Annotated in this window: 10 protein-coding genes; 7 read left to right on the top strand and 3 right to left on the bottom strand. The window is 69.4% G+C overall.

Annotated elements, in window-relative coordinates:
* Positions 1–35 precede the first annotated feature (35 nt).
* The 6 genes from rhaS (AMK18_RS28895) (at position 36) to AMK18_RS28920 (ending at position 6,537) form a co-directional block, all read left to right on the top strand.
* On the top strand, positions 36–1,127 hold the full coding sequence (rhaS, locus tag AMK18_RS28895; RefSeq protein WP_018105115.1) for a rhamnose ABC transporter substrate-binding protein: 1,092 nt from the start codon (positions 36–38) through the stop codon (positions 1,125–1,127).
* A 74-nt stretch (positions 1,128–1,201) separates the two neighbouring features.
* Positions 1,202–1,522, top strand: coding sequence for an L-rhamnose mutarotase (locus AMK18_RS28900; protein ID WP_018105116.1), 321 nt, complete (start codon positions 1,202–1,204; stop codon positions 1,520–1,522).
* A 101-nt stretch (positions 1,523–1,623) separates the two neighbouring features.
* Positions 1,624–2,661 (top strand): LacI family DNA-binding transcriptional regulator, encoded by a 1,038-nt coding sequence (locus AMK18_RS28905; RefSeq protein WP_018105117.1) that lies wholly within the window; start codon positions 1,624–1,626, stop codon positions 2,659–2,661.
* 65 nt (positions 2,662–2,726) lie between these two features.
* Positions 2,727–3,809, top strand: a complete 1,083-nt coding sequence (rhaS, locus tag AMK18_RS28910; protein WP_073865089.1) for a rhamnose ABC transporter substrate-binding protein — start codon at positions 2,727–2,729, stop codon at positions 3,807–3,809.
* Between the two features lie 193 nt (positions 3,810–4,002).
* A complete protein-coding gene (rhaS, locus tag AMK18_RS28915) occupies positions 4,003–5,079 on the top strand; it encodes a rhamnose ABC transporter substrate-binding protein (RefSeq protein ID WP_018105119.1) in 1,077 nt (358 codons plus the stop codon).
* Between the two features lie 27 nt (positions 5,080–5,106).
* Entirely contained in the window at positions 5,107–6,537 is a 1,431-nt protein-coding gene (locus tag AMK18_RS28920; protein WP_073865090.1) for a BNR repeat-containing protein, read from the top strand.
* Positions 6,538–6,599: 62 nt separating this feature from the next.
* Here the strand turns inward: AMK18_RS28920 and mmsB are convergent, their stop codons facing one another.
* From mmsB to chvE, 3 genes are read right to left on the bottom strand one after another with little or no spacing between them, the layout of a single operon-like run.
* Positions 6,600–7,847 carry a multiple monosaccharide ABC transporter permease gene (gene mmsB, locus AMK18_RS28925; RefSeq protein WP_018105121.1) on the bottom strand — a complete coding sequence of 416 codons (1,248 nt, stop codon included), beginning with the start codon at positions 7,845–7,847 and terminating at the stop codon, positions 6,600–6,602.
* The gene (gene mmsA, locus AMK18_RS28930; protein ID WP_198957110.1) at positions 7,844–9,391 is read right to left on the bottom strand and encodes a multiple monosaccharide ABC transporter ATP-binding protein; all 1,548 of its coding nucleotides are present in this window, start codon (positions 9,389–9,391) and stop codon (positions 7,844–7,846) included. Before mmsA ends, mmsB begins: the two co-directional genes overlap by 4 nt.
* A gap of 44 nt (positions 9,392–9,435) precedes the next feature.
* Positions 9,436–10,545: a multiple monosaccharide ABC transporter substrate-binding protein gene (gene chvE / locus AMK18_RS28935; RefSeq protein WP_073865092.1), complete on the bottom strand. Its 1,110-nt coding sequence runs from the start codon at positions 10,543–10,545 to the stop codon at positions 9,436–9,438.
* 317 nt (positions 10,546–10,862) lie between these two features.
* Between chvE and araB the strand changes: the two genes are divergently transcribed.
* Positions 10,863–12,569, top strand: coding sequence for a ribulokinase (gene araB / locus AMK18_RS28940; RefSeq protein WP_073865093.1), 1,707 nt, complete (start codon positions 10,863–10,865; stop codon positions 12,567–12,569).
* Positions 12,570–12,592 lie beyond the last annotated feature (23 nt).

Consider the following 12,592-nt stretch of genomic DNA (forward strand, 5'->3'; position numbering starts at 1 on the left):
CCCCACCCCCGTACCGCCCCTACCGAAGGAACGTCATGAACCGGACCGTCACCGCCAGGACGCGGCGTCTCACCCTCGCCGTCGCGGTCACCGTCGCCCTCGCCACCGGCGCGACCGCGTGCGGCGGCACCACCAAGAGCGACACCCAGAAGGAGGGGGCCAAAACGGCCGCCGTCGGGACGGCCGACCCGGACGCCGCCCTCAAGAAGGACCTCACCGTCGCGTTCCTGCCCAAGCAGGTGAACAACCCGTACTTCACCACGGCGGACGCCGCGGGCAAGAAGGCCCTCCAGGAGCTCGGCTCCTCGTACAAGGAGGCGGGCACCAGCAGCGGCACCGACACCTCCGGGCAGGTGTCGTACGTCAACACGCTCACGCAGCAGCAGGTGGACGCGATCGCGGTCTCCGCGCAGGACCCGGGCGCGCTGTGCACCGCGCTCAAGCAGGCCATGAAGAACGGCGTCAGCGTCGTCACGTACGACTCCGACACCAAGACCGACTGCCGCAACGTCTTCGTCTCGCAGGCGTCCGCCGAGGACCTGGGCCGCTCCCAGGTGCAGCTGCTGGCGAAGCAGATCGGCAACAAGGGTGAGATCGCGATCCTCTCGGCGGCCCAGACGGCCACCAACCAGAACACCTGGATCGACTACATGAAGGACGAGCTGAAGAAGCCCGCGTACAAGGACATCAAGCTCGTCAAGACCGCCTACGGGGACGACGACGCGCAGAAGTCGTTCCAGCAGACCCAGGGCCTGCTCCAGGAGCACCCGAACCTGAAGGGGATCATCTCCCCGACCACCGTGGGCATCAAGGCGGCCGCGCAGTACCTCTCAGGGTCCAAGTACAAGGGCAAGGTCAGCCTCACCGGCCTCGGCACCCCCAACGACATGCGGGCCTACGTGAAGAACGGCACCGTCGAGGCGTTCGAGCTGTGGGACCCGGCCAAGCTGGGGGCACTCGCCGCGCACACCGCGGTCGCCCTGGAGTCGGGCCGGATCACCGGGCGGGAGGGCGAGAAGTTCGACGCGGGCGACCTCGGTGAGTTCACCGTCGGCAAGGACGGCGTCGTCTCCCTCTCCGCGCCGACCGTCTTCGACAAGAAGAACATCGACGACTTCGACTTCTGACCCGTACCCGCCCGGCGGGGCCGCCCGGACGAAGCCGCGCGGCCCCGCACCACCGCCCCCGAGGACGTACCACCATGCAGCGCGTCTGCTTCCTGCTCAAGGTCAGGCCCGACCGGATCGCCGAGTACCGTGCCCGCCACGCCGACGTGTGGCCGGAGATGCGCGCGGCCCTGACCGCCACCGGCTGGCACAACTACTCCCTCTTCCTGCGCGAGGACGGCCTGCTCGTCGGCTACCTGGAGACGGAGGACTTCGACCGCGCCCGCGCCGCGATGGACGCCACCGACGTCAACGCCCGGTGGCAGGCCGAGATGGGCCCGCTCTTCGCGCCGATGGACGGAGCCCGCCCCGACGAAGCCATGAAGCCGCTCACCGAGGTGTTTCACCTCGCCTGACCCCTGTCGCGACCTGCCCGCATGACAAGGTAGCCGCAGGACGGGGAGGAGCGGCCGCAGCTCCTCCCCGTCGCGCTCGACACACAAGGAGGAGATCACTGATGTCCCGCTCGGTATCTCGCACGGTCGGAATCAAGGATGTGGCGCGGACGGCCGGTGTGTCCGTCGGCACCGTCTCCAACGTGATCAACCGCCCCGACCGGGTCGGCGCCGAGACGCGGAACAGGGTGCTGTCCGCCATCGAGCAACTCGGTTACGTACGCAGTGAGTCGGCGCGGCAGCTCCGGGCGGGCGAGAGCCGCATCATGGGCCTGATCGTCCTCGACATGGGCAACCCCTTCTTCGTGGACGTGGCCCGCGGCGCCGAGCGCACCGCGCGCGGCAGGGGCCTCGGCGTCATGGTCTGCAACAGCGCGCAGAACCAGAGCGACGAGGCCGAATACCTCTCCCTCTTCGCCGAGCAGCGGGTACGCGGTGTGCTGCTCACCCCGGCCGACGCCAGCGGGCGCAACATCGAGACGTTCCGGCGCTCCGGCATCCCCTTCGTCCTGGTGGACCGGGTGGGGGACGACCCGGACACCTGCTCCGTCTCGGTGGACGACGTCCTCGGCGGCACCCTCGCCGTGCGCCACCTCCTGGAGGCCGGCCACACCTCGATCGCGTACGTGAGCGGGCCGAGGACCCTGAGCCAGGTCGCGGACCGGCGCACCGGGGCGCTCGCCGCGCTGCGGGAGGCCGGGCACACCCCCGACGCCCTGCGCGAGGTGGTCACCGACCGGCTCGACGTCTCCGCCGGGCGGGACGCGGGCGCCCGGCTCCTGGGCCTGGCGCACCGGCCGACCGCAGTGTTCTGCGCCAACGACCTGCTCGCGCTTGGGGTCCTCCAGGCGATGTTCTCCGCGGGCCTGAGCGTGCCCGAGGACATCGCGATCGTCGGGTACGACGACATCGAATTCGCGGCCGCGGCCGCCGTGCCGCTGACCTCGGTGCGTCAACCGGCGGTGGCCATGGGCACGTTGGCCGCGGAACTGCTCCTCGAAGAGACGGAGGGCGTCCCGCACGAGCACCGAAGCGTGGTCCTCCAGCCCGAGCTGGTGGTCCGCAGATCCAGTCTCGCCTCGCGCCTCCGCAGGACCTGAACCCCTAGTCACGGGTGCGTCCGGCGCGAGCGCGGGCACCCAACCGACAAGAGGTTCGCACAGCCATGCAAAGAGCGGGTGTTTCACGCAGTCTCACCGGGCTCGCCGCCCTCCTCGCCCTCGTCCTCGGATCGACGGCCTGTGACGACGCCGGATCGCCGGCACCGGACAACGAGGACAGGCCCTCCAACGCGGTCGCCAGTTCGACCGACCCCAAGGCGGACATCAAGAAGGGCCTGACCATCGGGTTCGTCCCGAAGCAGGCGGACAGCGCGTACTTCGCCCTGGCCGGCCGGGGCGGCAGGAAGGCCGTGACGGACATGGGGTCCACCTTCGTCGAGAAGGCCCCCGAGAGCGCCGCCGACACCTCGGGCCAGGTCGCCGCCGTCAACGCGCTCCGCGCACAGGGCGTCGACGCCATCGTCATCTCCGCGCAGAGCACCGACGCGCTGTGCCCCGCGCTGAAGAAGGCGCTGGCGGACGGCATCAAGGTCGTCACCTACGACTCCGACACCCGGCCCGAGTGCCGGAACATCTTCGTGTCGCAGGCCAGCGCCCAGGACCTCGGATGGATCGAGGTGGAGCTGATCGGCAAGCAGATCGGCTACCGGGGTGAGATCGCCGTCCTGTCGGGCGGCCGCAGCGCCACCAACCAGAACACCTGGATCCGTTACATGAAGAACGAACTCGCCGACGGATACCAGGAGATGAAGATCGTGGGCATCGCCTACGGGGACGACGACCCGGCGAAGTCCCGCGCGGAGTTCCGGCGGCTGCTGGCCGAACACCCGGACCTCAAGGGCGTCGTCTCCCCGACGACCGTGGGCCTCAAGGCCGCCGCGGACTACCTCTCGGTCTCGCCGTACAAGGGCAAGGTCGCGCTGACCGGCCTCGGCACACCGAACGACATGCGGCCGTACGTGAAGAACGGCACGGTGGAGCAGTTCGCCCTCTGGGACCCGTCCGAACTCGGCGAGGTCGCCGCCCACGCCGCCCTCTCGCTCGCCTCCGGGAAGATCAGCGGCAAGGCGGGGCAGGGCTTCTGGGCCGTCGGCACCGGGTGGTTCATCCCGGCCGAGAACGGTGTGGTGACCCTGGGCGAGCCGACGGTGTTCGACGCGAAGAACATCGACGTGTACGACTTCTGACGCACCCTTCGGGTGCCCCGGACCTCCGATGAATTGAACGATTCAATCGGAACGGCGTTACGGTTCTACCTTTCTCATGCAGGTCCATTGACGCACCGCGCCGGGCGCGTTTAGTGTCCCGGCAACCCCCTGTGAATCCTTTCACCTCTGCCGATCTCCGGCGCCACCCTCACTCCCTCCGTAAGGACCCACCATGCGCATCCGTTCGCGTAGATTCCTCGTCGCTCTGGCGGTCACCACCTCCGTGGCCCTCGGCGCCGGCGCCTGCGGCGGCACCACGAAGGACTCCGCCGCCGACGACGGCGGTGCGAGCACCACGGCCGGCAAGGCCGACCCCGGTGCCGCCACCAAGAAGGGCCTGACCGTCGGCTTCCTGCCCAAGCAGGTCAACAACCCCTACTTCAGCTCCGCCGACAAGGGCGGCCGCGCCGCCGTCGAGGAACTGGGTTCCACCTTCAAGGAGGTCGGCACCAGCAGCGGCACCGACACCTCCGGCCAGGTGTCGTACGTCAACACCCTGACGCAGCAGCAGGTCGACGCGATCGCGGTCTCCGCCCAGGACCCGGGCGCGCTGTGCACCGCGCTCAAGCAGGCCATGAAGAACGGCATCGCGGTCGTCACGTACGACTCCGACACCAAGCCGGGCTGCCGCAACGCCTTCGTCTCGCAGGCGAGCGCCGAGGACCTGGGCCGCACGGAGGTGCAGCTGCTGGCCGAACAGATCGGCTACAAGGGCGAGATCGCGATCCTGTCCGCCGCGCAGACGGCCACCAACCAGAACACCTGGATCGACTACATGAAGGAGGAGCTGAAGGACCCCAAGTACAAGGACATCAAGCTGGTCAAGACCGCGTACGGCAACGACGACGCCCAGCAGTCCTTCCAGCAGACGCAGGGCCTCCTCCAGGAGCACCCGAACCTGAAGGGGATCATTTCCCCGACCACCGTGGGCATCAAGGCGGCCGCGCAGTACCTCTCCGGCTCCAAGTACAAGGGCAAGGTCAAGCTGACCGGCCTCGGCACCCCCAACGACATGCGCAAGTACGTCAAGAACGGCACCGTCGAGGCGTTCGAGCTCTGGGACCCGGCGAAGCTCGGCGACCTCGCCGCCCGTACCGCCGTCGCCCTCGCCTCCGGCCAGATCACCGGCAAGGAGGGCGAGACCTTCAAGGCCGGTACCGCCACCTTCACCATCGGCAAGGACGGCGTCATCAACCTCGGCAAGCCCACCGTCTTCAACGCGGAGAACATCGACACCTTCTCGTTCTAGCCCCCTCGGTCCCCCCAGGAGCACACGATGATGCGACGCCGTACCCTGCTCGCCGGTGCCCTCATGGGCGCGGTCGCCATACCCGCCACCGGACTCACCGGCAGCGCCCACGCCGCCACCCCGGGCCCCTCGGTCACCAAGTCCGGAACGAGCCAACTCGACGCCAGGGCCCTGTTCTTCGTCTCCTACGACGGCCTGGTCAACAACAACTCGTTCCAGAAGAACGGACTGCTCACCTACAAGGGCTACCAGTACGCCGCCTGGTACACCTCCGACCGCAACGCCGTCGTGGCGCGCCGCGCGGCCGGCTCCACCACCTGGTCCACCATCAGGGCGGGCCACACCCTCAAGGCCGACGACTCGCACAACGTCATCTCCATGGGCGTCTCCCGGTCCGACGGCCGGCTGCACCTCAACATGGACTCGCACAGCAACGGCTTCACCTACGTGAAGTCCGTGGCCGGGCTCCTGGACAACCCGGCGGGCACCGCCTGGAACACGGCCGTCCTCGGCGCCCCGCAGTCCACGCTCGACGGGCTGGCGCTCACCTCCCAGTTCACCTACCCCCAGTTCCTCTCCACGCCCGACGGCAGGCTCCAGCTCAGCTACCGCGCCGGCGTCTCCGGCAACGGCCGCAACGCCCTCGCCGAGTACAACGGCGGCACCTGGACCAACCTGGGGGAGTGGTCCAGCTCGACGGGGACGTACACCAGCGAGCACGGCTCCTCCGGCGCCCGCAACATGTACCTCCACGGCATCGACTACGACACCAACGGCCGACTGCACTCCTTCTTCACCTGGCGCGAGCAGTCCGGCTCCGTGATGTGCAGCGGCGGCGGCCTCACCAACCACGACACCGGCTACGTCTACTCCGACGACCGGGGCCGCACCTGGCGCAACAACGCCGGAAACGTCGTCGGCACCACCGGCACCTCCGACCTGGTCGCCGTCACCGACGCCGGACTGGTCGTGGACCCGCTCAACCCGGACCACTCCCTGATGAACCAGGAGAGCCAGTCCACCGACTCCGCCGGCCGCCCGCACGCGCTCATCAGCTACGTACCGGGCCGGTTCGGGCAGTGCACCACCAGCTACGCCGCCGACCGCACCGCCAACGGCCGCGTCTTCCACGTCCGCCGCAACGCCTCGGGGACCTGGCAGAAGACCGAACTCCCCGTCGCACCGGCCTCCAGCCAGCGCACCAAGCTGGTCCTGGACAAGTACGACAACGCCTACGCGGTCCTGCCGTACGGCCGGATCGCCGGGGCCTCCGCCTCCTCCGGGTACACCGACTGGAAGCTGCTGTACGACGGCAGCGGCCTGAACGCCTTCGGGGAGGTCGTCATCGACGAGCTGAGGGTGAAGGCCGACAACGTGCTCTCCGTGATGTACCAGGAGAAGTCCACCGGCACCACACCGTCGGCCCTGCACGTGGTCGACTTCAAGCTGCCCGCCTGAGCCGGAACACGGCTGTGCCCGCCGGTGAGCCCACCGGCGGGCACAGCCACCACAGCCGAGGGTCAGGCGCCCGCCCTCCGCTTGTTCCACACGTCGAAGCCGACCGCGGCGAGCAGCACCAGGCCCTTGATGACCTGCTGCCAGTCGGTGCCGACCCCCACCAGGTTCATCCCGTTGTTGAGCACACCGAGGACCAGACCGCCGATGATGGCCCCCAGCACGGTGCCCACACCGCCGCTCATCGACGCACCGCCGATGAACGCGGCGGCGATGGCCTCCAGTTCGAAGTTCACCCCCGCCTTCGGCGAGGCCGCGTTGAAGCGCGCCGCGAAGACGAGACCGGCCAGCGCGGCGAGCATCCCCATGTTGAGGAAGACCGCGAAGGTCACCTTCCGGTCCTTGACCCCGGACAGCTTCGCCGCGGGCAGGTTGCCGCCGATCGCGTACACATGACGGCCGATCACCGCGTTCCGCATGACGTAGCCGAAGCCGACCAGCAGTACGGCCAGGATGAGCAGCACCACCGGCGCGCCCTTGTAGCTCGCCAGCAGCAGGGTCGTGACCAGCACGGCGGCGAGCAGGGCCGTCACCTTCAGGGCGAACAGGCCCGTGGGCAGGGTGTCCAGCGTGAACTCCTGCTGGCGCCGGCGGTCCCGCAGCTCCTGGAACACGATGTACCCGGCCAGTCCCAGGCCCAGCAGCAGGGTGATGTTGTGGTAGTTCGTCTCCGGCCCCACCTCGGGCAGGAAGCCGTTGGCGACCCGCTGCATGCCCTCCGGGAACGGGCCGAGCGTCTGCCCCTTGAGGAAGATCTCCGTGAGTCCCCGGAACAGCAGCATGCCCGCGAGCGTCACGATGAACGAGGGGATGCCGACATACGCGATGAAGAAGCCCTGGAGCGCTCCCGCGACGGCCCCGAGCAGCAGGGTGAGCACCACGGCGACCGGCCAGGCCACATGGTGCTCGACCATGAGCACCGCCCCGACGCCCCCGACCAGCGCCATCAGGGAGCCCACCGACAGGTCGATGTGCCCCGAGATGATGACGATCATCATGCCGATGGCCAGGATCAGGATGTAGCTGTTCTGGAGCACCAGGTTGGAGACGTTGCGCGGCAGCAGCAGGTCGCCCCCCGTCCAGATCTGGAACAGGAGCACGATCAGACCGAGCGCGAAGAGCATGCCGTACTGGCGCATGTTCCGCCGTACACCGTCCAGGAGCATCCGGACGACCGGAGCTCCCGTCGGCGGTGACCCGCCCTGGCCCGAGGGCGGGGTGGCCTTCGTGTGGGTGCTGACGTCGGTGCTCATGACTGCTGTCCTTCGGGTGGTACGGGGGTGGGGTCCTGGGTCATGTGCCGCATCAGCACTTCCTGGGTGGCGTCCGCGCGGGCGACCTCACCGGTCAGCCGCCCGGCGGCCATGGTGTACACGCGGTCGCACATGCCGAGCAGTTCGGGCAGCTCGGAGGAGATGAAGAGGACCGCCTTGCCCTCGGCGGCGAGCCGGTCGATCACGGTGTAGATCTCGAACTTGGCGCCCACGTCCACACCGCGCGTGGGCTCGTCCAGGATGAGGACGTCCGGACCGGTGAGGATCCACTTGCTGAGGACGACCTTCTGCTGGTTGCCGCCGGAGAGCCGGCCGACCGCTTCGAGGACGTTCGGCGTCTTGATGTTCATGCTCCGCCGGTACCGCTCGGCCACCTTGCGTTCCTCGTGGCCGTCCACCACCCCGCGCCGGGCGAGGGTGCCCAGCGAGGCGAGCGAGATGTTGCGGCCCACCGAGTCCCCGAGGTCGAGACCGTAGTGCTTGCGGTCCTCGGTGACGTACGCGATGCCGTGGGCGACCGCCTCGGGCACCGTACGGGTACGCACCTCGTGGCCGTCCCGGAGGACGGAGCCCCCCTCGTAATGCCCGTACGAGCGCCCGAAGACGCTCATCGCGAGCTCGGTCCGGCCCGCGCCCATGAGCCCGGCGATGCCCACGATCTCGCCGCGCCGGACCCGGAGCGAGACCCCGTCGACCACCTTGCGGCTGCGGTCGAGCGGATGGCGCACCGTCCAGTCCCGGACCTCCAGGGCGGGCCGGGCGTCGGTCTCGCCGGTGTACGGGGTGCGGTCGGGGAAGCGGCTGTCGAGGTCCCGGCCCACCATGCCGCGGATGATGCGTTCCTCGGTGGTGGCCGGGTCGTTGACGTCCAGGGTCTCGATGGACCGCCCGTCGCGCAGGATGGTGACGGAGTCGGCGATCCGGGCGATCTCGTTCAGCTTGTGCGAGATGATGATCGAGGTGATGCCCTGGTCCTTCAGCTCCCGCATCAGCCGCAGCAGCTTCGCGCTGTCCTCGTCGTTGAGCGCGGCGGTGGGCTCGTCCAGGATCAGCAGCCGGACGTCCTTCGCCAGCGCCTTCGCGATCTCCACCAACTGCTGCTTGCCGACACCGATGTCGGCGACCCGGGTCTCCGGATGGTCGTCCAGGCCGACCCGCTTGAGCAGCGCGGACGCCCGGCGCAGCGACTCGCGCCAGTCGATGATCCCGCGCCGGGCCGGTTCGTTGCCCAGGAAGACGTTCTCGGCGATCGACAGGTGCGGGACGAGCGCGAGTTCCTGGTGGATGATGACGATCCCGCGCTGCTCGCTGGCGCGGATGTCCTTGAAGCGGCACGGTTCGCCGTCGAAGAGGATCTCGCCCTCGTACGAGCCGTGCGGGTGGACGCCGGAGAGCACCTTCATGAGCGTCGACTTGCCGGCACCGTTCTCCCCGCACAGGGCGTGCACCTCGCCGCGCCGCACGGACAGGGTCACCTCGGAGAGCGCCCGGACACCGGGGAACGTCTTGCCGATGGACCGCATGTCGAGGACCGGTCCGGGTGCGGAGGGGGATTCGGGCGCGGTGGTCACCCGAGCTCCTTCGCGTCGATGTAGCCGGAGTCGACCAGGACCTTCCGGTAGTTCGACTTGTCGACGCTGACCGGGTTCAGCAGGAAGGCGGGCACGACCTTCTTGCCGTTGTTGTAGGTGGAGTCGTCGTTGATCTTCGGCTTCTTGCCGTTCAGGACCGCGGTCACCATGTCCGCCGCGACCTGGGCCAGCGCCCGGGTGTCCTTGTAGACGGTCTGGGTCTGCCGGCCCGCGATGATCGACTTCACCGAGGCGACCTCCGCGTCCTGGCCGGTGACGACCGGGAGCGGCTTGGCCTTGCTCCCGTAGTCGTCGGACTTCAGGGCGGACAGGATGCCGATGGAGATGCCGTCGTACGGGGAGAGCACCGCGTCGACGTGTGCGGTGGAGTACGCGGAGGTGAGCAGGTCGTCCATGCGCTTCTGGGCGGTGCCGCCGTCCCAGCGCAGCGTGGTGACCTGGTTGAGCCGGGTCTGCTTGGAGCGCACGACCAGCTGCTTCTTGTCGAAGTAGGGCTTCAGCACCTTCATGGCGCCGTTGAAGAAGTACTTGGTGTTGTTGTCGTCGTTGGACCCGGCGAACAGCTCGATGTTGAAGGGGCCCTTCTTCGCGCCGTCCTTCAGCCCCAGCTTGTCGACGATGTACGTGGCCTGGAGCTCGCCGACCTTCTCGTTGTCGAAGGAGGCGTAGTAGTCGACGTGCGGGGAGCCCAGGATGAGCCGGTCGTACGAGATCACGGGGATGTCGGCGTCGGCGGCCTGCTGGAGGACGTTGGACAGGGCCTCGCCGTTGATGGCGGCCACGACCAGGGCGTCGACGCCCTGCGTGATCATGTTCTCGATCTGGGCGACCTGCTGGTCGGGGTCGTCCTCCCCGTACTGGAGCGTGGTCGCGAATCCGGCCTTCTTCAGGCTCGCCGTCATGTTCTTGCCGTCGGCGATCCACCTCTCGGAGGACTTGGTGGGCATGGCGATGCCGATGGTGAGGTCCTTCTTGTCCTTCCCCTCCTGGCTGCCCCCTTCACTGTTCTGTCCGCAGGCGGTGAGGAGCAGGGCGCAGCCGGTGGTCACCGCCACGAGGGCGGACGCGGCTCGGAAGTTCTTCATGGGCATTACCTGACAATCCCGTCGTGGCGGCGGCCTTGGTGGAGCTCGATTGTTAGCGCTCGCATCAACCCCGTGCAAGGGGCCTCCACGTCTTTTCTTGCACCGACGTGCGGCCGTAACCGGAGGAAAGGGAGGTAATCGTGGCGCATCCCGCAGGTTCAACTCGTAGGCCGCGCTACGCGCGGAGCCGGACGGCGCCGCCGGGTCGGACCGGAATGACAAAAGTGCACGCAACCCTTGCCTCCAGTGATTGTGAGCGCTAACAATCAACGGGGGCCGTCGGCGCCCCGCTCACCCCTGACGAGAGAGACCGCATCGTGACGCCACACGCCTCTTCCGGCCCCGTCGAACGTCACCATCCCGACGCCTGCACGGTCGGGGTGGACTTCGGCACCCTGTCCGGGCGCGCCGTGGTGGTCAGGGTCCGCGACGGTGCCGAACTCGGCTCGGCGGTCCACGACTACCGCCACGCCGTCATCGAGGACCGCCTCCCGCTCACCGGCGTACCGCTGCCCCCCGACTGGGCGTTGCAGCACCCCGAGGACTGGCGCGACGTGCTCCGCACCGCGGTCCCGGCGGCGGTCGAGGCCGCCGGGGTCGACCCCGCCCGCGTCATCGGCATCGCCACCGACTTCACCGCCTGCACGGTCCTGCCCGCCACCGCGGAGGGCGTTCCGCTCGCCCTGCTCCCCGAGTGGGCCGACCGCCCGCACGCCTGGCCGAAGCTGTGGAAGCACCACGCCGCACAGGAGCAGGCCGACCGCGTCAACGCCCTCGCGCACGCCCGGGGCGAGACGTGGATCAGCCGGTACGGGGGCCGGATCTCCTCCGAGTGGCAGTTCGCCAAGGCCCTCCAGGTGCTGGAGGAGGACCCCGCGGTCTACGCCGCCTGCGCGCGCTGGATCGAGGCGGCCGACTGGATCGTCTGGCAGCTCACCGGCGCCGAATCGCGCAACACCTGCACCGCCGGCTACAAGGGCATCCACCAGGACGGTGCCTACCCCTCACCCGAGTACCTCGGTCAACTCCACCCGGACTTCGCGGACTTCCCCGCCACCCGCCTCGACCACCCGCTCGCACCCCTGGGCTCCCGCGTCGGCGGGCTCAGCGGCCGCGCCGCCGGGTGGACCGGCCTGCCCGAGGGCATCGCCGTCGCCGCGGGCAACGTCGACGCGCATGTGGCGGCCCCCGCCGCCGGAGCCGTCGAGAACGGGCGGCTGCTCGCCATCATGGGCACCTCCACCTGCCACGTGCTCAACGGCGCCACCCTCGCCGACGTCCCCGGCATCTGCGGCGTGGTCGAGGGCGGCATCGTGGCGGGCGCCTACGGCTACGAGGCCGGGCAGAGCGCGGTCGGCGACATCTTCGCCTGGTGGCTCCGGCAGGGCGTACCCGACGACTACCGCACCGAGGCCCGGGACGCGGGCGAGGACCTGCACCAGCTGCTGACCCGCAAGGCCGCCGGACAGCCGGTCGGGGCGCACGGACTGGTCGCCCTGGACTGGATGAACGGCAACCGCTCCACCCTGGTCGACCACCACCTCTCCGGGGTCGTCGCGGGGCTCACCCTCGACACCCGCCCCGAGGACGTCTACCTCGCCCTCCTCGAATCCACCGCCTACGGCACCCGGGTGATCGTGGAGGCGTTCGAGAACGGCGGGATCCCCGTCGAGGAGTTCATCGTCACCGGCGGCCTGAAGAAGAACGCCCTCCTCATGCAGATCTACGCCGACGTCCTGCGCCGCCCCGTCTCCCTCGGCACCTCCGAGCAGGGGCCCGCCCTCGGCTCCGCCATCCACGCCGCCGTCGCCGCGGGCGCCCACCCGGACGTCCGGACCGCCGCCGCCGCGATGGGCAGCGTCCAGCGGCACGCGTACACCCCGGACCCCGCCCGCGCGGACGCCTACGACGCGCTGTTCCGCGAATACCGCGCCCTGCACGACCACTTCGGCACCGGCGCCGACCTCCTCCTGCACCGCCTGCGCCGCATCCGCAACGCCGCGCGCACCACGACTGCCGGCTGACCGGCGAGAACCCTTTTACCGCA

Origin of the sequence: Streptomyces sp. CB01249, assembly GCF_001905735.1 — a bacterium.
Lineage (GTDB): Bacteria > Actinomycetota > Actinomycetes > Streptomycetales > Streptomycetaceae > Streptomyces.

Bases quoted from the DNA above. Each gene is read 5' to 3' on its own strand.
- rhaS (WP_018105115.1), top strand. From the start codon at position 36: ATGAACCGGACCGTCACCGCCAGGACGCGGCGTCTCACCCTCGCCGTC.
- AMK18_RS28900 (WP_018105116.1), top strand. From the start codon at position 1,202: ATGCAGCGCGTCTGCTTCCTGCTCAAGGTCAGGCCCGACCGGATCGCC.
- AMK18_RS28905 (WP_018105117.1), top strand. From the start codon at position 1,624: ATGTCCCGCTCGGTATCTCGCACGGTCGGAATCAAGGATGTGGCGCGG.
- rhaS (WP_073865089.1), top strand. From the start codon at position 2,727: ATGCAAAGAGCGGGTGTTTCACGCAGTCTCACCGGGCTCGCCGCCCTC.
- rhaS (WP_018105119.1), top strand. From the start codon at position 4,003: ATGCGCATCCGTTCGCGTAGATTCCTCGTCGCTCTGGCGGTCACCACC.
- AMK18_RS28920 (WP_073865090.1), top strand. From the start codon at position 5,107: ATGATGCGACGCCGTACCCTGCTCGCCGGTGCCCTCATGGGCGCGGTC.
- mmsB (WP_018105121.1), bottom strand. From the start codon at position 7,847: ATGAGCACCGACGTCAGCACCCACACGAAGGCCACCCCGCCCTCGGGC.
- mmsA (WP_198957110.1), bottom strand. From the start codon at position 9,391: ATGCGGTCCATCGGCAAGACGTTCCCCGGTGTCCGGGCGCTCTCCGAG.
- chvE (WP_073865092.1), bottom strand. From the start codon at position 10,545: ATGAAGAACTTCCGAGCCGCGTCCGCCCTCGTGGCGGTGACCACCGGC.